This is a genomic window from Paenibacillus ottowii (assembly GCF_006874425.1).
GTDB classification, from domain to species: domain Bacteria; phylum Bacillota; class Bacilli; order Paenibacillales; family Paenibacillaceae; genus Paenibacillus; species Paenibacillus ottowii.
On record NZ_VIJZ01000007.1, the window covers coordinates 193420 to 212365 of the forward strand.

An 18946-nucleotide genomic window follows, 5' to 3' on the forward strand; every position below is an offset into this window, starting at 1 on the left:
CACTGGAAAGGAAGGCTGAATACGCATGCTCGTTTCCTGGAATGTGACCAAGAAATGCAATTTATACTGCGAACACTGCTATCGCGACTCGGGGCCGACATCGTCTGTAGAAAACCAGCTAACCACGGAGGAAGGCATCCGGCTCATTGATCAGATCAAGCAGGCCGGATTCAAGCTTCTCATATTCAGCGGTGGCGAGCCCTTGATCCGTGAAGATCTCTGCGAATTGATCGCGTATGCCTCGTCTATCGGCCTTCGTCCCGCACTTGGCAGCAACGGCACGCTTCTAACCGCCGCCAAAGCTGCGGAGCTGAAAAAAGCGGGTCTGGGGGGCATTGCGATCAGCATAGACAGCGCCACGCCCGAGTATCACAACCGGTTCAGGAATGCGCCGGAAGGCTGGCAGCAAGCATTGGAGGGCATCCGTTATGCCCAGGAAGCCGGGCTGAGAGTGCAGATTAACATGACGCTGACCGAGGGCAATATGGATGATTTCGTACAGGTTGCCCAGCTTGCCGAGGAGCTTCATGTATCCTCTCTGCATCCGTTCTTTCTCGTCCCGACCGGACGGGCCGTCCATATCGAAGAAGACGGGCTGAAGCGGGAACGGTATTACTCGGTTCTGCGCAGTGTTCTGTCCAAACAGAAATCAACATCCCTTGAAATCAAACCGACATGCGCTCCCCAGTTCATGCCGCTTGCCAAGAGCATGGGGCTGGAAATGCGGTACACGCGCGGTTGTCTGGCCGGGATCTCCTATTGTTCGGTGCTGCCGAGTGGCGAGGTGCATATTTGTCCGTACCTGCCGGTCAAGGTGGGGAATGTTCGCGAGCAGCCTTTTGATGAAATATGGCGGGACAATCCGGTGTTTCGGGATTTAAGGGACTTCAAGAAATATGAAGGAGAATGCGGCTCCTGTCCCGATGTGGGTATTTGTGGCGGCTGCCGGGCGAGATCGTACTATTACAGCGGCGGCAATTTCATGGCCGAAGAGCCGTGGTGTTACAAAAGATCGGCAGCGCTGTAAGCTGGGGAGGTGGGAACAGTGGACCTGGATTCGAACGACCGGAAGCTGCTGAATCGGCTGCAAATCGGGCTTCCTCTGGTCAGACGCCCTTGGAATGCCATTGCGGAGGAACTGGAATTGCGCCAGGAAGATGTGCTTCCAAGGCTTGAAAGGCTGAAGAAAGAGGGATTTATCCGGCGGATCGGCGGGGTGTTTAATCCGGCGGGACTGGGATTTAGAGGCTGTTTGTATGCGATGGCAGTCAGGGAGGAACTTTTTTACCAGACCGCTGCTGTCGTCAACAGGTATAGAGGCGTAACCCATAACTACCGCCGGCGCAGCAGGCTCAATATGTGGTTCACGCTGACTTCCCGGACCGAGGAAGAACGGGGGGCTATTCTTGAAACGATCCGTGAAGCGGCGGGCGGGGCGCTGCTATATGAGTTTCCCTCCGAGCAATTATTCAAACTAAAAGTCTTCTTGAATATGGAAGAAAAGGCTGATGCATCAGCCATTACACCCAGCCCGAACTTGAATGGAGTCGCAACTTCCAAACAGGAACCATGCAAAATAGAAATAACGGATTTGCAGCTGATCCGCGAACTGCAGGGAGATCTTCCGTTGTCAACTGAACCGTATACCGAGATTGCCAATAAGACAGGTTGCAGCTTGGAAGAGGTGTTTCTGCGCTTGCAGGCGCTGCAGGCAGGAGGAGCACTCAAACGAATCGGAGCCGTTCTAAAGCATAGGGAAGCGGGATTTTCAGCCAATGGCCTATTCATCTGCGTACTTCCTGAGGAGCATATACCTGAGGCAGGAAAAAGGCTGGCTGGTTATTCGGAAGTCAGCCACTGCTACAAGCGCCGGGCACACCCCGATTGGCCGTATAATTTATACGCCATGATTCATGGACCCGATGAGGCGTCTGTTTGGAAAGTTGCGGAGCAATTTGTTCGGCGGGAAGACATCAAGGATTACGATATTCTGTTCAGCACGGAAGAATTGAAGAAAACGAGCTTTTCGATCTAAAGCGCTTCTTATATTCACACGGATGCCGTCTCTTCAAGGACAGCGTCCGTTTTTCGTGTTGACAGGTTAACGCTCTTTGACTATATTGAGTTTATTCGTAATGCTTACAATTTTACACAGATCGGAAGTACCGAGCGTGCAGTCTGAAAGCATCGGCAAAGGCCCCGATAACCTTAATTGGTCGACGGGGCCCTTTTTGCTTTATAAATGTATAAAGAAGATAACGTTTTTACCCTTTACTTAACTCCTCGAATACCTTTGTAGACAGATTCGCACAGATCCGTTGTAAACCTGCCTGACATTCCTTCAAGTGCTGTATTGGTGAACGCTACAACACTAAGCTCCTCACTCGGATCAACAAACCAGGAGTGACCATAGGTACCGCCCATCCGCCACGTTCCCGGCGATTCTGGTGTATTGGCATCCGCTGGGTCTTTAAGCAGCGTGAAACCAAGGCCAAAGCCTCTTCCCGGCCAATAGGGCATCACAAGGTTACCAATTTGATTGGTTGTCATTTCTGCGACAAGAGCCCTCGGCAGAATCGGATGTCCTCCCTGCCGCAAAGCTTCCAGCAGTTTAAGAAAGTCTCCTGCGCTGCCAATCATGCCGGCTCCTCCGGAAGGATAAGCTGTCTTATCGGTAAACCTGTTGGGTGAAAGGAGGAATCCGGCCGTCCCTTCCACGAAAGGAACGGTATCAAAATCCTGCAAGCGTCGGGGCTCTCCAGCGCTGTCTGCGTAAGCCGTGGTCAATCTGTCCGTATCCACGGCCTTGAAATCCGTGTCCATCATGGAAAGCGGATGAGTTACAAGCAACCGTACAGCTTCACTTAGCGGCATTCCAGTTACCTTTTCGATGACCGCTCCGAGCACGTCTGTTGCTATGGAATACCTCCACATTTTCCCCGGCTCATATAGAAGCGGGGCAGAAGCGAGTCTTTGCAGATTCTCTTCAAGTGTAATTCCCGCCAAATCCATGCCGTCCGATACCCCGGCAAGCTCATAAGTTCCCGTTTCTTCCTGGAAGAAACGGTAGGTGAAGCCGGCGGTATGCGTCATCAGATGGTGAACGGTCATGGAGGCATATTTTCCGTTTGGCAGTTTGGGACGAAAGGCGGGCAACCATTTTTCCACCAGATCGTTTAACTGCAATCTCCCTTGCGAAATTAATACTAAGGCTGCCGTTGACACGATCGGCTTGGTTACCGAAGCATATCTAAACAAAGCATTCTCCTGCATCGATCGTTTCTGCTCGCGGTCGGCCCAACCAGCAGGTCTGTTGTAAACAAGGTTTCCGCCTAATGCAATTTGGACGACGGTACCCACGATCCTTTTTTCCTCAAGTGTGTGGTCTATTACCTCATTGACGCTTTTATGCAGCAATTCCAGATCTATTTTTCTCATGCTTCTCATCCTCTCCTACTGTAATTTACTTGATTATTTATAGCAAGTGTGTTTATTATATAAATAATTTCTTCCGTCTTGCATAAAACAAACAAGTTAAATAAAGAAATTTTCGATGATTCTAAAGGTATTTAGAAGAAATAACTTTTAAAACAAAGGAGTCGATTTTTTTGGACGAAATCGATAAAAACATCCTGCTCCATCTGCAGAACCAGGCGAGATTATCAATGACAGATTTAGGAAAGCTGGTGGGACTGTCTCAGCCAGCCGTAACGGAACGTGTAAAACGCATGGAAGAAAAGGGGGTTATCGAGGAATACCGAGCCGTCATTTCTTCGCAAAAAGTGGGTAAGCAATGCACAGCCTATATGCTTGTTCGGACCCGGAATTGCTATCCTTTCCTTGATTTTTGTCGTTCATCACCGGAGGTCACGGAATGTTATCGGATAAGCGGAGAGCATAATTATTTATTGAAGGTCCTCACGGAAACAACTCAGGAGCTGGAAGAGTTTGAAAATCGGTGCGATCAATACGGAACCTATACGACTCTGATCGTAATGTCTTCACCGATCGCTTATAAAAATCTCATTGGAGAAACGAATTTGCTCGCATAAAATGTAATTCTTTAATCCCAAAAAAATGAATCCGCCATGCAGCGGATTCATTTTTTTGCTTATGTTACACATACTCATGGATTCCTTTAGGAAGGAAAGCCATGCTTTTTAGCTAGCCAAACTGCAAGCAAAGAGGGAAGCAGCAGGATGATTAATGAGCCCGGCAGAAATCTGGCTCCAAGCAGTTCGAGAAGCAACCCGCCGATAATGCCTCCTCCGCCGATTGCCACATTCCATGCAGTAACCAGCATCGATTGGGCTATATCTGCGCTTTTTCCCCCAGCTTGTGCTATTGCTGTTTGTAGTAAAGTGGCTGCACCGCCAAATGTAAGCCCCCACGCTGTAACACCAAGAATGATGATTGCAGGTTGATTTATTCCGATTCCCAAGGCTGCAGAAGCCAAAGCAAATCCTGTGATGCTGATTAAAACCAGTATTCTTAGAAAACGGTCAATCAGCAAGCCTATCACCCAAATGCCGACTACCGAGGTAATTCCGAAAATAAGAAGAACCAAATCCACTCGCTGAGCAAACGCGGTTTTCGCAAGATACGGTGCAATATAAGTGTACAAAATATTATGAGCTAGTACCCATGCCAAAACGACAAACAGAATCGTCCGTACACCGGGAATCAGGAAAACCTTGTGAAAAGGGAGTTGATCACCGGCAGGCTCACCTGCATAATCAGGCACCTTCCAGAGCACCCAGCCAATAAGGACTGCTGTCAGTAATGATACAGCTCCGAAAATGAGACGCCATCCTGTATATGTTCCGAAAAAAGTACCAAGCGGAACGCCCAGCGCCAATGCCAGCGGGGTGCCGACCATGGCTACGGCCATCGCTCTTCCTTTCAGCGAATCAGGCACCATGCGCCGCGCATAACCGGCCGTCATCCCCCACAGAACACCTGCTGAGACACCTGCGAAGAAACGCGCGACAAGCGTCAGCACATAAACGGAAGATAACGCGGTGATGGTGTTAAATACAAGAAAGCCGATGATGCACAGCAGCAGAAGCGGTCGGCGCCTCCACCCACGGGTAGCCGTTGTCAAAGGAATGGCGGCCAGAAGAGATCCAACCGCATACAGAGTGACCAATTGTCCGGCAAGAGCTTCTGTGACCCCGAGATCCTGTGCAATTTGCGGCAGTAATCCAGCAGGCAGGCTTTCCGTAAGAATGCAGATGAATCCCGCCATGGCTAAAGCCAGCAACCCGACCCACGGGAGACGTTTGGAAGACGACACATTTGCACCGCCTTTTCTTATAAGAGCAGTGTTTGAGTTCACGAAAAAAATCTCCTTTATTTATTTTTCGTCGCTTAAAAAAGCTTTCGCTTCCGTATAAGCTTATATAAATAAAACACTTTTTTACATGGATGATTAAAGGGGGATGAAGTGAATTAAGAGGAAAATACTTTTATTTTCATGAAAATTCCATGATTTTAAAAGCAAAAAAGGCAGCATCGTCAGATGCCGCCTCATGATAAATCGTAATCGACGAGCTTGAGAAGATCCAGCTCTGAAAATAAAGGAGTCGTGAAGCTGAATGAATGTAATACGCTAGTTTCTTACCCTAGATTAAAAATAGGCGCTACCTTTAGCACAGTTCCCCTAAATGTAGCACGGACTTAGTGTATATGGAGCGTATGAAGATGATATAATAGGGCGCAATTAGGTAGATTCGTAGAACAAACAACTTGGAACAGAGGAGAGAAGGCTGGTGTTTGAGAAAATTGTAGCCTATGGTTTGAGTCAAAAAGAGGCCGTTAAGGATTATCCATTTGGTGCTGATCTCCTAGTACTCAAAGTAGGGGGCAAGATGTTTGCCCTCCTGACTAAAAAAGATGGTATTAGCCATGTATCCTTAAAATGTGATCCGGTCATTGCGGAAAACCTGCGTGAGCAGAACAAGGCAATTAAACCAGGCTATCATTTGAACAAAAAGCATTGGAATACGGTAGAGGTTGATGACAGCTTCCCGTTGGAGGATTTGTATAGCATGATCGATCATTCGTATGAGCTGGTCTTCAAGAACTTAACCAAAGCGCAACGCGAAGCGATTACGATGAGGATACGGTCAACCGATCTGTAAAGGGCTGGTGAAGCCCTTATATAACACTTTTATAGTTTTACTTGACAGAAAACAACGAAAGATATATTCTTAATTTAAAGATAAATTATTTGAAAATAATATCAAGGAGTGGACCTGAATATGAGCGAACTGGTGAATGTTATTCAAGAGAGAAGATCGGCTTCTAAATTTATTCCTGATGTTACTATAGATGCAAAAGAACTGGAAGAGATATTCCAGCTGGTGAAGTTTGCTCCATCGGCTTTTAATTTACAGCATGCGCGTTATATCGTCGTGCAGGATGCAGAGATCAAACAAAGACTGCATGATGAGGCAAGTAAGCAGTATAAAATATTAACCTCTTCGGCCACTATTATAGTGCTGGGTGATACAGAGGCTTATACCAAGGTAGCTGATCTCAACGAAGGGTTCCTGAACTTGGGTGTCCTGAGCAAGCAGGAATATGATAGCACAGTAGAATCGGTGACTCAGTTTTATCGCGAGCGGGGACCTGTCTTCCAAAGAGAAGAAGCGATCCGTAATGCCAGCCTGTCGGCTATGCAATTGATGTTGATTGCCAAGGACAAAGGCTGGGATACATGTCCGATGATCGGTTTTGACCCGGCGAAGGTGCAGGAGGTATTGAATATTCCAGAGCAATTTGTGCCTGTGATGATGATCACCCTGGGGAAAGAGGACGAATCGGGTCAGCGGGCAAGAGGGTACCGCAAGCCCGTTGGACAGTTTGTTAGCTACAATGGATTTTGAATTTTGTAAATCATTATGTTCATTAGGGAGTGACTGAGATGTCTTTGAAAACCGCTGGAATCCACCATATTACGTCCTTTGCAGGCGATCCGCAGGGCAATGTTGACTTTTACGCAGGTGTGCTTGGTTTGAGATTGATCAAAAAGACAATCAACTTTGACGCTCCAGAAGTATACCATTTGTATTTTGGGAATGAAGAAGGCAGCCCGGGCACGATCATTACCTTTTTTCCGGCTCCGGGTACACGCAGGGGCAAGATTGGAGGCGGACAGGTCGGGATTACGACATATGTCGTGCCGCCGGGCTCGCTGGATTACTGGGAGAACCGTCTACACAGCTTGAAGGTGTCCTTCACAAAAGCTACTCGTTTTGGCGAGTCATTTATCCAGTTTCGAGACAATGAGGGCTTGCATCTGGAGCTGGTGGAGCGGGAAAAAGGGCCAGTGAACACGTGGACAGCCGGAGGCGTGCCTACAGATAAAGCGATCAAGGGTTTTGGAGGAGCCGTGCTCTATAGTGCGGATTCCAAGCATACCCAAAGCGTGCTGGAGAATGTTCTGGGCATGACGCTCATCGGAGAAGACGCAGATACAGGCTATATCCGTTATCAGACGACAGGGGATTTGGGCAATCTGATCGACATTCCGGTCAAAGATGTACCGTGGGGGAATGGCGGCGCCGGTACGGTTCATCATATTGCGTGGCGCGCGCAGGATGATACAGAACATCAAGTATGGAACGAATGGGTTCGCCAGCATGGTTTTGGGACCAGTGGCATTGTAGATCGTCAATACTTCAATGCCGTATACTTCCGCGAGCAAGGTGGTATTTTATTCGAGATCGCAACCGATCCGCCCGGATTTACCGTGGATGAGGAGCTGTATGAGTTGGGACGCAAGCTGATGCTGCCTGAATGGTACGAGCCTCAACGCGCCCAGATTGAATCTAATCTGGTTCCCATTGAGCCTAGAGTGCTCAAACTGGATGAATCAGTTTGAGCAGTAAGTACAATCACATATGGAACAAGAAAAGGTCCAATGCGGGAAGATTTCCACCCTCATTGGACCTTTTGGTATTTGAATTTTCAGAATCATAAAAATAATTGTGGAAGAGCTGTTTAGATCATGAGCAGCTCACGAATCTCCAGCTCGGTCAGCGCTGAAAGGCTTTCTTGCCCTGGTTGAATGACCTGGTCGATCAGGTTTTTCTTTTTTTGCTGTAGCTCATACATTTTGTCCTCTACCGTACCTTGGGCGACGAGCCGAATAACCTGCACGACTTTTTTCTGGCCCATTCGGTGTGCGCGGTTGGTAGCCTGCTCCTCTACAGCGGGATTCCACCACAGGTCATACAAAATGACGGTATCTGCGCCAGTGAGGTTCAGACCCGTACCTCCTGCCTTGAGGGAAATCAGGAACAGTTCGCGTTCTCCTTCGTTAAAGCGACTGCACAGCTCGACTCGTTCGGGGGCGGGAGTCTGTCCATCCAGGTAAAAGTAGGGAACCCCTTCACGGGAAAGCTCGCGTCCGACCATTTGAAGCATCGTGGTGAACTGTGAAAAAATAAGCATCCGCTTCCCGGAGCTGAGACATTCCGTAACAATCTCCAGCAGTTGCTCGAATTTGGCTGAGCTGCCTGTATATCCTTCGATGAACAACCCCGGATGACAGCAGAGCTGACGAAGCCGGGTTAGACCTGCGAGGATTTTGATCCGGTTTTTCTGAAAGCCTTCTTCGTTGAGATGCTTCAACGTTTCATGCTGTAGCTTGGCCAGATAAGCCGTGTATAGCTTTTTCTGTTCCGGCAGAAGCCGTGATACCTGCACGGATTCGATTTTTTCCGGCAGTTCCTTAAGAACATCGCTTTTCAGACGGCGCAGCAGGAACGGACGAACCCGCTTGGCAATCACATTTCGAGGCAGGTTGTGAAACGCTCTTTTTCCGCCGGGAAATAGCGCAGGAAATACAACGTCGAAGATGGACCACAACTCTTCCAGCGTATTCTCGATCGGTGTTCCTGTCAGGGCAAAGCGGTAGCGGGCTTGTACATCCTTAACAGCCTGTGCCGTCTGAGTGGCATGATTCTTGAACGCTTGTGCCTCGTCCAGAATAAGCGTATGAAACGATGGCTTACTATACATATCTGCCTCGCGCCGCAGCAGCGGGTAGGAAGTAATAATAACGTCATAACTGGCAGCATCCCGTATAATCCGGCCCCGTTCTTCAGGGCTGCCATCGGCAATAATGACGCGGATATGCGGGGCGAATTTCTCCAGTTCATTCCGCCAATTGTACACCAGCGATGCAGGGGATACGACCATGGCTGGAAGCTGTTGACTGCGAATCTCTGGCAATACGGAGACGAGGAAGGCAATGCTTTGCAGTGTTTTGCCCAGCCCCATATCATCTGCCAAAATGCCCCCAAAACGGTAATGTGCCAAGGTCTTGAGCCATTGAAAACCGTAGACCTGATAATCCCTCAAGATTGGAGCAAGCGTGCTGGGTACGGGAAAGTCGAGATGATCAGGGTTGCGTATATTTTCCAATAATTGGCGAAAGGTTTTGCCCAAGGTCAGGTTTTTCACATGATCATTAGGATCAATTAAATACAGACCCTGCGTAACCGGGATTCGAATTTGCGCTGCATCCAGATCGCTTTTGCGGATACCTGTTTCGTTCATGAACCGAATTAATTCCTTGTACTCCTCTGTTTCCAGCGGCAGCAAGGCACCATTCGGCAGACGGTGATATCTCTGTTTTTCTTCCAACGATTGGAGTAGCTTGCGAATTTCCGATTCCGGTATACCCTCAATATCAAATTTAAATTCAAGCCAATCCGTGCGTTCATCCCACTCCGCCCGTATTCTTGGGACAGGCAGTGTATTATTAATTTTCGCCTTGACTGCACCTGTGGCATAGACATCCAGCAACTTTTCCAATTGTGGAACCGTATGGTACAAAAAGTCATACTCTGCATCTTCATCTTCCATAAAATATCCGCTGTCTGTTCTGGCAAAGGAGCTATGCTCCATCAGTTCCAAAATTCGCTGCTCCTGTTCCCCATCACGTATCAAAATGCGGTCGTTACCTGGTGTTCGTGCATCTGTTTCCAATGGGTTGATGATAATATCCCCATATTGGAATTCTAGTCCTGCCAGCAGCTTGTCTCTTACCCGATCCAGATACAGCTTGGCTTTTAGCGGCTGCTGTGTGACTCGCTCTGAGACAGCACGTGTCATATGGACACGTCCGAGCTTCATTAACCCAGGCACGACCTTATCCATAAAAGCTTCCATCTGCTCTGGCGCAATCTGAACTTTTCGTCTGTGGTGTACTTCGACCATCCGTTTCAGCTCGGACAAACGCCGTATGGAATCAGCCTTCTGCTTGACAAGCTTGCCATCGGCAATGACGACACCGTAGTCCTCCATGACGGTCAAGTCATCCAATCCTTGAATACTTAGCTGATAGCCTTCACTTGTGGCTTCGGTCTCATCAAATTCAAATTGCAGCGGAAGCATTAGATCAGACTGGGGGATACCCTCGCTCATGTTTCCGTGAATTTCAAAATAGACACCTTGCGCTGCTGTCAGCAAGGGGAGCAGCTTATCCCAAGCCGCAGGCGGAATGAGAAGCATTCGCTCGCCGCTCATATGACTTCCGGAGGATGAATACGTGCCTGAGGTTTCCCGAATCATGCGCTCCTGGTAGCATACCTGGGATAACTGCTGGAGAATCGCGTCATGTTCAATTCGGAAGCGGTATAGCTCAGGCTCGTAGGTGAAGCTTTTCGTGAACATATAGCTATCTCCGCGGTCGATACTGTCCAGAAACGGGCGGATTTTCTGAACGATGTATAATCGTTTGGGCCCGGCCTTCATTTCCACGCCAAACATGTATTTTTGGTAACCGTAGGCAAACGGACGGATAACAAACTGAAAATCCAGAATTGCGCGAGTATCCAGCAGCGCAGGTGTGCTGCGAAGCGGTCTCTTGCGCCCGAATAGTTTTAACATACTGTCGGTTAAATGGAGATCGCCTTGTGAAATGCCAGAGGACCGTGACATTCTGGTTGTGTGTTCATTTGGGTTATCTGTAGATGTGTACATCTCGTCTGAACCTATACTTCCTGCTGGATCGGGAGCAGTGCCGGGATGAAGTTTGGAGACATAGGAACGTACGGACACACTTTTTCCACGCCGCATATCATAGGCGTTAAGGAGAACAGCGGCAATATGTTTGCAATATCGTCCGGTGGTCTGAAATGAGCTACAGGTGCATTCGGCGCGTATGTTTCCGTTGGGCCGAATCAATACAGCAACCGCATAAAAGCCGCTTTCTTTGACTGTAGCTTCGTACACACCTTCATTGTGATCTATCTGTGTAAAGGCCACCTTTTTGGCCCGGTAATAGGCATCCCCGTCGTCGTAAGCAGATTGACTGCATAGTTGTCTGATCGCTCGCCGGGTAAGTTCAAAACTCATGGTTCGTAATCCTTTCCTGAGTTATTCCGTTTTCTACATGATAACAGAACAGACAGGGGGAAGGACACTTGAGTACGGAATGCAACTTTACGAACAAGGAGAGAGGACAGAAAAAAAGCAGGCCTTGGTCCGTCATTGAACCAAAGTCTTCCAGGTGGCTACAGCTATATTATATGTCGGGCAGTCCTTCTTCTTGCTTATGGACACCCAGCGCGTTACATGGCTTCCCCAGTTCGCTTATCTGTGAGTTAGAGAAGTTTTTACAAGCTGCACATTGCAGGATACAATGGAAGTGATAGAGAAAGGAGACAGGTACTTTTGCAAAAAGAAGACAATAAGACCGATTCCAAATCCGGCTCCTCCAAATGGTATCTTGGCAGTGCAGCAGCATTGCTCCTGCTAAAAGGCAAGTCGTTGCTTGCTCTTTTAAAATTCAGTAAATTTGGTGGTGCGCTGATCTCTATGGCGTTTACGATTGGCGCGTATGCGATCATATACCCGTGGGGATTTGCGGTCGGATTTGTGTTGTTGTTATTTGTGCATGAGCTGGGGCATGTATTGGCTGCCAAGCACAAGGGGCTTCCAGTGTCGACGCCGTTATTTATTCCTTTTCTCGGGGCACTGATTACCATGAAACGACATCCCTTGGATGCCCAGACAGAGGCTTATGTGGCTATGGGCGGGCCGTTATTGGGCACGGTTGGAGCTATGGCGGTATACGCAGGAGCCTACGCAACAGAAAGTCCGCTACTATACGCGCTGGCATATGTCGGTTTTTTCCTGAATCTGATTAATTTGCTGCCGATTCACCCGCTCGACGGTGGACGGATTTCTACAGCAGTGACACGCTGGTTATGGCTGGTGGGTCTATTGGGTGGGATTGTAGTAATTGTGTATTTGAAATCCATTTTATTTTTCTTTATTTGGGCACTATTCGCCTATGATTTATACAAAAAATATGTCAAACGCAATAAAGAAGATATCAAAATCCAAACGCTATTACAAAAGCCGCTGGTTAACGTACAGCATTTGTATGAGCAAGGATATCCGCTACCTGGACCGGAGCATACGCGCAGACTATCCTTTAATACCTACTCAGATCTGGAGGGGCAGCAATACGTAACAGTATATATGGAAAGTCTGGATGTGGAGCATACGCTTCTGTTGCCGCAGCAGTGTCTTGTCCAAAATGTATGGCTGAACGGGGTAGAACATATACCGACACCGGATGCATACCAGCTCAGATTGCTGTGTGAGATTGACTATATTCCATTTGAAAATAATAAATATTACGAAGTCCCCGCTGCATCACGGTGGAAATTCGGAATCGGTTACTTGGGATTGGCCTTATTCCTGATGGGGATGATGTATGTAGTACATCAGCACATAGGAGATATCAGACTGTGATTTGAAGGATAACCTACGTGTAGTTTCTTTGCTCATCCGTAATTGGTTTTAACGTCTGGCGGTATTTAAGCGGGCTGACGCCTGTCCAGCGCTTGAATTGCCTGCTGAAATGAGCCAGACTGGAGTATCCCAGCAGGGAAGCTACCTTGTTTAGCGGCAGATTGGGCTGCTGGATCAGTACCTTGGCCTCATGTAGCTTGGTCTCCGATAGATAGTGACGTGGCGAATAGCCGTAAACTTTGCGGAACACTTCCTGGGCATAGCCTGGACTGATCCCGAGGGAAGCCGCCACATCTTCAAGCCGGAACGTCTGCTCGCCAGATTCATCCTCCCGATAAGGCTTGAACCTCGATTGAATAGCCTCCATAATGGCCTTGGCATATTGAACGGATGAAGGTGCAATTCCGGGCTCCCATCCCGTAGAGATCATTTGCGAGAATATCCCGAACAGCTCGAACAAGGCAATCTGCATGCGAAAGCGGTCCGCTGTCGTATATTCTCCGCTCTCACGCACCATGCTGATCCAGCTATGAACGACCTTTTGCAGCTTGGTATTGGTTTCAGTGCCTGCCGGGAAAAAGAGCTGATTATTCTTAATCATTTCTTGACGGAACAGTGGATCATCGACATTAAAATGGGTGCTAAAATAATACATTCCATCCGGGGATACACACTGACTCACATGCTTAAATCCCGGCGGAATCATTAAAATATCACCCTTTCCAACCGAGTATACGTTATTCTCCATAATGGTTTCCTGACGACCTTCCAAAATGAGTGCAATTTCAAAACCAATATGAGACTCCTCAGGCATGCACCAATCCGCTTTAACCCGATGAATATGAGCGCCAAAAAATTTCACATTCCAGTCGATAATGGGCAGCCATTGGCAATCATGAAATAGAGCTGGATCGACATCTGGATTTAATATCATCAGATCACCTTCGATTAGGGCAAATTTTACACCGCTTAGACAATCTCATTGTACCTAACATTTAGCTATAATAAAAGAGCGCTTACAAGTGTTCTGCTACATGCTTTTACTTAAAAAAATCGATTATATATAGTATTTTTGGAAGCGGTACCATATTGTAATCAGGGAGCTTTAAACTTATTGGAGGACGACTCGATGGAAAAGCTATTGTACGGTGTTGCTTATTATGATGAATATATGCCTTATGACCGTTTGGACCAAGATATCCAAATGATGAAGGATGCGGGAATCAATGTGGTGCGGATTGCCGAATCCACTTGGAGTACGCATGAACCGCAGAACGGAGTATTTGATTTCACCTCTGTGGATCGGGTATTGGACGCTATGCATAAGGCTGGTATTGAGGTCATTGTAGGCACGCCCACCTATGCCGTACCCACATGGCTGGTGAAGGAGCATCCCGATGTATTGGCAACGACGCCTCAGGGACCAGGCAAATACGGGGCTCGTCAGATTATGGACATTACGAACCCGGTGTACCTGTTCCATGCTGAGCGAATCATACGCAAGCTAATTGGACGAGTGAGCCAGCATCCGGCGGTTATTGGCTATCAGACAGACAATGAGACGAAGCATTACCATACGAGCGGTCCCAATGTGCAATTACAGTTTGTAAAGTATTTGCGGGAGCGGTTTGAATCACTGGAGGAGCTGAACCGCAAATTTGGACTGGATTACTGGAGCAATCGCATCAATAGCTGGGAGGACTTCCCTTCGGTGGTCGGAACGATTAATGGAAGCTTGGGCGCGGCCTTTTCCCAGTTCCAGCGCAAGCTGGTGACGGACTTCCTGGCCTGGCAGGTCGCGATTGTCAATGAATATAAGCGGGAAGACCAATTTGTTACGCAAAATTTTGATTTTGAGTGGAGAGGTCATTCTTTTGGAATCCAGCCGGATGTGGATCACTTTGCAGCTTCTCAAGCATTTGATGTGACAGGGGTCGATATTTACCATCCATCACAAGATGATTTGACTGGAATAGAAATCTCTTTTGGCGGTGATGTGGCACGTTCGACAAAACAGAATAATTACTTAGTGCTGGAAACGGAGGCGCAGGCGTTTACCCACTGGGTTCCTTATCCGGGACAATTGCGTCTGCAAGCGTTCAGTCATCTGGCTTCCGGGGCCAATATGGTAGCTTACTGGCACTGGCATTCCATTCATAATTCCTTCGAAACCTACTGGAAGGGTCTGCTTAGCCATGATTTTGAACCGAATCCTGTGTATGAGGAAGCAAAGACGATAGGGAAGGACTTTGCAAGACTGTCCACGCACCTGGTCAATCTAAAAAAGAAAAATAAAACAGCTATCCTGGTTAGCAACGAAGCGTTGACATCCATTAACTGGTTCAAGTTTAATATGAACAGCCCACTGAATTACAATGACATCGTACGCTGTTTGTATGATGAGTTGTACAAACTGAATATTGGGACAGATATTGTCCATCCGGGTGCGGAATCGTTTGAGGACTATGATCTCCTGATCGTTCCGAGTCTCTATTCTGCGCCAGATGCACTGCTGGAAAAGCTGAATCGATACGTCGAACAAGGCGGTCATGTAGTATACACCTCCCGCAGCGGATTTACCGACGAACATGTGCAGGTGAGAACATCGCGGCAGCCGGGCGTGATTAGCGAAGCGTGTGGTATTCATTACAGCCTGTTTGTGGAGCCGAAAAATGTGACGCTCAAGGATAATCCTTTTGAAGTGGCAGCAGAGGACAATCAGGTAACTACGTGGATGGAGCTAATAACGCCGACGACTGCCGAAGTATTAGCCTATTACGATCACCCGCATTGGGGCCAATATGCCGCGATAACGCAAAATCGTTATGGTCAGGGAACGGCGACCTACATCGGCTGTATTGTCAGTTCGGCGGTCATCCGCGAATTATTAAGCTCTGTAGCCAAAAAGGCAGGCGTGTGGGGGCTGGATCAGGAAGCTTCTTATCCGATCATTGTTAAATCTGGTACGAATGATTTGGGGCGAACGATCCGGTACTATTTTAACTATTCCGAACAGGCAGGCTTGGTGGTGTATCCGCATGGAGACGGCAAGGAACTGATCGGAGAGAAGACGGTTACCCAAGGACAATTACTCCAATTGAAGCCTTGGAGTGTTATAATTATCGAAGAAGCGTAAAAGATCCATAGGTACCCCACCGGAAAATCCGGCATATGAAGCGCCCCTGCGAATTGCGGGGCGTTTTCGCATATAGCTGAATAGAGGAGTGCATCGCTATGCCAACCCGAGCAGCCCACTGGTTCCGGGCGCTGACTGCCCCGTATCGACGCAGTATTCAGCTCAAGCTAATTTTGACGATGATTGTTTTATCTGTGCTGCCGGTCATTGCTGTTACGGTGCTGGCTGCGGAGAAAAGCAGATCGTCTATGGAAACCGAAGTGGTTGAAACGAACATGTCCAATATGAAATGGACGGGCATTTATATCAGCGACCAGTTAGATCGTCTGAATCATCTGATTTACAGCATTCAGATCAGCCCCGATCTAAGCGATTATTTGAATGAACGAGAGCCTGACAATCTTTCCAGCCAATTTAATGCCCAGCGAAAAATGTTAAATACGCTGGCGAATGTGTATTATTCAGCCGGGAGTCATGTCATCGGTATTCAGCTGTATTTGAAACAATCGCAAACCCTGTTTACCTTCAATAGTATGCAAAATGATATTGCGGCAGTGGGCGGTATTCCTCCGCAGTACGCTGAGATGTGGCAAGCGAACAAGGATTATTCGATTCGCCCAAGCTCTACTGATCCCGAACGCTTTACACTGACACGCAGTATTCGGCGTTTTGAAGATCATAAGCAGACGGGGGCTATTTCATTGGAGGTGCTATGGTCACAATTCGATCAGACGCTGGGTCTGCTGGGACGAGGGGATCAGCATCAGGTGTTGATTACAGATGGGGATGGCAGGGTCATGTATCCAGCGCAAGCTCGTCAGTCGCCTCCTCCTGCAGGAGTACTGACAGCTCTTCGTGATGTTAAGCCGGGTCCCGGGATGCTTCAAACTGCCGAACATTATGTATTCTACAATGATCTGGATGTGGCTGGATTGAAACTGGTCAAAATCGTACCGACTTCCTCCATTAACCACAGTGCCTTTTCAACCATGCTGTATGGTATCGTCGTAGGCGTGATTTCAATCCTGGTTTCGATCTGTATCGCCGTTTTCATCGCATGGCGAACCGCACGCCCCATTGTTCAATTGGCGCGTTCGGTGCAGGAGCTGGATATGATTACAGGGCCAGTTGGAAAGCCAAGTACACGGCCGGATGAGATAGGGCTGCTGGAAAGAAGTCTGCATGGGATGGCAGGCCGAATCCGCCAGCATATCCAGACGGAATACCGTATCAATTTGCAAAAAAAGACGGCTGAATTGAAAGCGCTTCAGGCGCAGATTCATCCGCATTTTCTGCAAAATACGCTGCAAATGATCGGAAGTATGGTGTTTTCGCAAAAGCCGGAGGATACCTATGAAGTCATTCGTTCGCTGAGTGAGATGTTCCGTTACGTGGTACGGGAGCCTCAGGATATGGCCTCACTACGTGCAGAACTTGACCATGTGGGGCATTATATGCGTATCCAGCAGCGTCGTTTTCCTCAAAGATTAGTGTTTCAGGTGGAGACCGAAGAGCAGGCGATGGATATTCGTTTGCCCAAGCTATCGCTTCAACCATTGTTGGAAAATGCGTTTCAGCATGGTCTTGATCGCAAGGCAGGGGCGTGGCGAATGGCAATCCGCGTGGAAATTATGAAGGAAGAAGTGTGCATTACGGTCAGCGATAACGGTAACGGTATGCCCCCGGACAAGCTGGAGAAAGTTCGGGCTAAGCTGGAAAACGCATCGGAGGAACCAATTTGGGCGCAGGGCAGTCATATCGGATTAAGCAATGTGGCTTCACGCATACAGATGAATTTTGGAGTGTATTACGGAGTGACTATAGATAGTGAGCAGGGAGTCGGTACATGTGTCACTATCCGTATTCCATTCACCTCAGCAGAGGAGGGCAAAGTATGATCAGAGTATTAATCGTTGACGATGAGCCGTGGAACTGCGATATTTTGAAGACATTTGGTACATGGGAAAAGCTTGGAATGGTGGTGGTAGGTGAAGCTGAGGACGGAGACGAGGCATTTAGGCTGGTCGGGGAGTTAGCTCCCCACATTGTGATTACGGATATGCACATGCCAGGTGCGGACGGAGTAGAGCTGCTGCAAGCGCTAAATAGCCAATGTCCGGATGTGAAAATCATTGTCGTGAGCGGATATGATGACTTTGCATATGCCAAACATGCGATCCGCTACAAGGCTGTCGATTATTTGCTTAAGCCTGTCAATCCGGCCGAGCTAAATGCGGTGCTGCTCAAATGCAAAACCGATCTGGAGGTCAAGGGAGCCGAACAGCAGCAGGAAGCGACAGAGCTGGATTATGAGTTTTTTCACAGGTTAACCCAGTATAAGCAACTGCTGCGTCTTTATTTTAATGAGCTGAATCGTGACGGAGTCATCTTAACCTGCAGTCAGGTTGTACAGGAGCTGGAGAGCTATGGAGCACCAAGTCCACATATGCTAGGCCGATTGGTGCAGGAGCTGCTTTCTCTGCTGAAAGAGCTGGCGACGGATAATGGGCTGGATACTTCTACGGCAACGGGAGGATTTCCGCTTGCACAGGCTGCCCTATCCTCTGTAGAACATGCACTGGAATTCGTATCGTCATGTTATGCTCAAGAACTGGATCAGCTCATTCGACAGCGGAAATACAAAAATAAACTGAATTTGGAGGAGGTACGGCGGTATATCGATAGTCACTTTGCTGGGCCGATCACACTGGAGCAGTTGGCGAAAAACTTTTTTGTGAGCAAAGAGTATATGAGCAAGGTATTCAAGCAGGAGTACGGTCAGAATGTAACGGACTATATTGTAGAGCGGAGAATGGAAAAGGCACGGGAATGGCTGGCCAATAAACAGATTTCAATCAAAGCCGTTGCAGAGATGGCTGGGTATGAGGATGTGTCTTATTTTTATCGCGTATTTAAAAAGCATTTTGGCATGGCCCCCGGTGAAATGAGAAAGGAAGTTTAAAAAAATCCAATCCAATAAGCTAAGGGTGTCCAATGGCAGAAGCGACCTTCCACCCTATAATGAAAGCG

Annotated in this window: 14 protein-coding genes; 10 read left to right on the top strand and 4 right to left on the bottom strand. The window is 48.0% G+C overall.

The features are described from left to right. The first annotated feature begins 25 nt into the window (after nucleotides 1-25). Nucleotides 26-1027 carry a radical SAM/SPASM domain-containing protein gene (locus tag FKV70_RS17435; RefSeq protein ID WP_142613640.1) on the top strand — a complete coding sequence of 334 codons (1002 nt, stop codon included), beginning with the start codon at nucleotides 26-28 and terminating at the stop codon, nucleotides 1025-1027. A gap of 18 nt (nucleotides 1028-1045) precedes the next feature. Then, nucleotides 1046-2035 carry a siroheme decarboxylase subunit beta gene (gene ahbB, locus FKV70_RS17440; protein WP_162305674.1) on the top strand — a complete coding sequence of 330 codons (990 nt, stop codon included), beginning with the start codon at nucleotides 1046-1048 and terminating at the stop codon, nucleotides 2033-2035. A gap of 236 nt (nucleotides 2036-2271) precedes the next feature. Here ahbB and FKV70_RS17445 read toward each other — a convergent pair whose 3' ends face one another. Further along, a complete protein-coding gene (locus FKV70_RS17445) occupies nucleotides 2272-3438 on the bottom strand; it encodes a serine hydrolase domain-containing protein (protein ID WP_142613642.1) in 1167 nt (388 codons plus the stop codon). 170 nt (nucleotides 3439-3608) lie between these two features. Between FKV70_RS17445 and FKV70_RS17450 the strand changes: the two genes are divergently transcribed. After that, a complete protein-coding gene (locus tag FKV70_RS17450) occupies nucleotides 3609-4052 on the top strand; it encodes an Lrp/AsnC family transcriptional regulator (protein WP_142613643.1) in 444 nt (147 codons plus the stop codon). A gap of 86 nt (nucleotides 4053-4138) precedes the next feature. On the opposite strand, the gene FKV70_RS17455 is transcribed toward FKV70_RS17450, so the two are convergent. Continuing rightward, nucleotides 4139-5338: an MFS transporter gene (locus tag FKV70_RS17455; RefSeq protein WP_142613644.1), complete on the bottom strand. Its 1200-nt coding sequence runs from the start codon at nucleotides 5336-5338 to the stop codon at nucleotides 4139-4141. Between the two features lie 433 nt (nucleotides 5339-5771). Between FKV70_RS17455 and FKV70_RS17460 the strand changes: the two genes are divergently transcribed. The 3 genes from FKV70_RS17460 to FKV70_RS17470 all read left to right on the top strand — a co-directional run bounded on the left by FKV70_RS17460 (nucleotide 5772) and on the right by FKV70_RS17470 (nucleotide 7888). Next, nucleotides 5772-6143 carry an MmcQ/YjbR family DNA-binding protein gene (locus FKV70_RS17460; RefSeq protein ID WP_142613645.1) on the top strand — a complete coding sequence of 124 codons (372 nt, stop codon included), beginning with the start codon at nucleotides 5772-5774 and terminating at the stop codon, nucleotides 6141-6143. Between the two features lie 120 nt (nucleotides 6144-6263). Then, nucleotides 6264-6890, top strand: a complete 627-nt coding sequence (locus tag FKV70_RS17465; RefSeq protein ID WP_063211416.1) for a nitroreductase family protein — start codon at nucleotides 6264-6266, stop codon at nucleotides 6888-6890. A 38-nt stretch (nucleotides 6891-6928) separates the two neighbouring features. Then, entirely contained in the window at nucleotides 6929-7888 is a 960-nt protein-coding gene (locus FKV70_RS17470) for a ring-cleaving dioxygenase (RefSeq protein WP_142613646.1), read from the top strand. Nucleotides 7889-8007: 119 nt separating this feature from the next. On the opposite strand, the gene FKV70_RS17475 is transcribed toward FKV70_RS17470, so the two are convergent. Then, nucleotides 8008-11373 carry a DEAD/DEAH box helicase gene (locus tag FKV70_RS17475; RefSeq protein WP_142613647.1) on the bottom strand — a complete coding sequence of 1122 codons (3366 nt, stop codon included), beginning with the start codon at nucleotides 11371-11373 and terminating at the stop codon, nucleotides 8008-8010. Nucleotides 11374-11691: 318 nt separating this feature from the next. Here FKV70_RS17475 and FKV70_RS17480 point away from each other — a divergent pair, with 318 nt between their 5' ends. Continuing rightward, the gene (locus FKV70_RS17480) at nucleotides 11692-12780 is read left to right on the top strand and encodes a site-2 protease family protein (protein ID WP_142613648.1); all 1089 of its coding nucleotides are present in this window, start codon (nucleotides 11692-11694) and stop codon (nucleotides 12778-12780) included. A 13-nt stretch (nucleotides 12781-12793) separates the two neighbouring features. Here the strand turns inward: FKV70_RS17480 and FKV70_RS17485 are convergent, their stop codons facing one another. Beyond that, nucleotides 12794-13714 (bottom strand): AraC family transcriptional regulator, encoded by a 921-nt coding sequence (locus FKV70_RS17485; RefSeq protein ID WP_142613649.1) that lies wholly within the window; start codon nucleotides 13712-13714, stop codon nucleotides 12794-12796. 195 nt (nucleotides 13715-13909) lie between these two features. On the opposite strand from FKV70_RS17485, the gene FKV70_RS17490 reads away from it, so the two are divergent. From FKV70_RS17490 to FKV70_RS17500, 3 genes are all read left to right on the top strand, one after another. Next, nucleotides 13910-15916, top strand: a complete 2007-nt coding sequence (locus FKV70_RS17490; RefSeq protein WP_142613650.1) for a beta-galactosidase — start codon at nucleotides 13910-13912, stop codon at nucleotides 15914-15916. A gap of 98 nt (nucleotides 15917-16014) precedes the next feature. Next, a complete protein-coding gene (locus tag FKV70_RS17495; protein ID WP_142613651.1) occupies nucleotides 16015-17814 on the top strand; it encodes a sensor histidine kinase in 1800 nt (599 codons plus the stop codon). After that, nucleotides 17811-18878 carry a response regulator transcription factor gene (locus FKV70_RS17500; RefSeq protein ID WP_142613652.1) on the top strand — a complete coding sequence of 356 codons (1068 nt, stop codon included), beginning with the start codon at nucleotides 17811-17813 and terminating at the stop codon, nucleotides 18876-18878. The genes FKV70_RS17495 and FKV70_RS17500 overlap by 4 nt, the downstream gene beginning before the upstream one ends. Nucleotides 18879-18946: the final 68 nt, after the last annotated feature.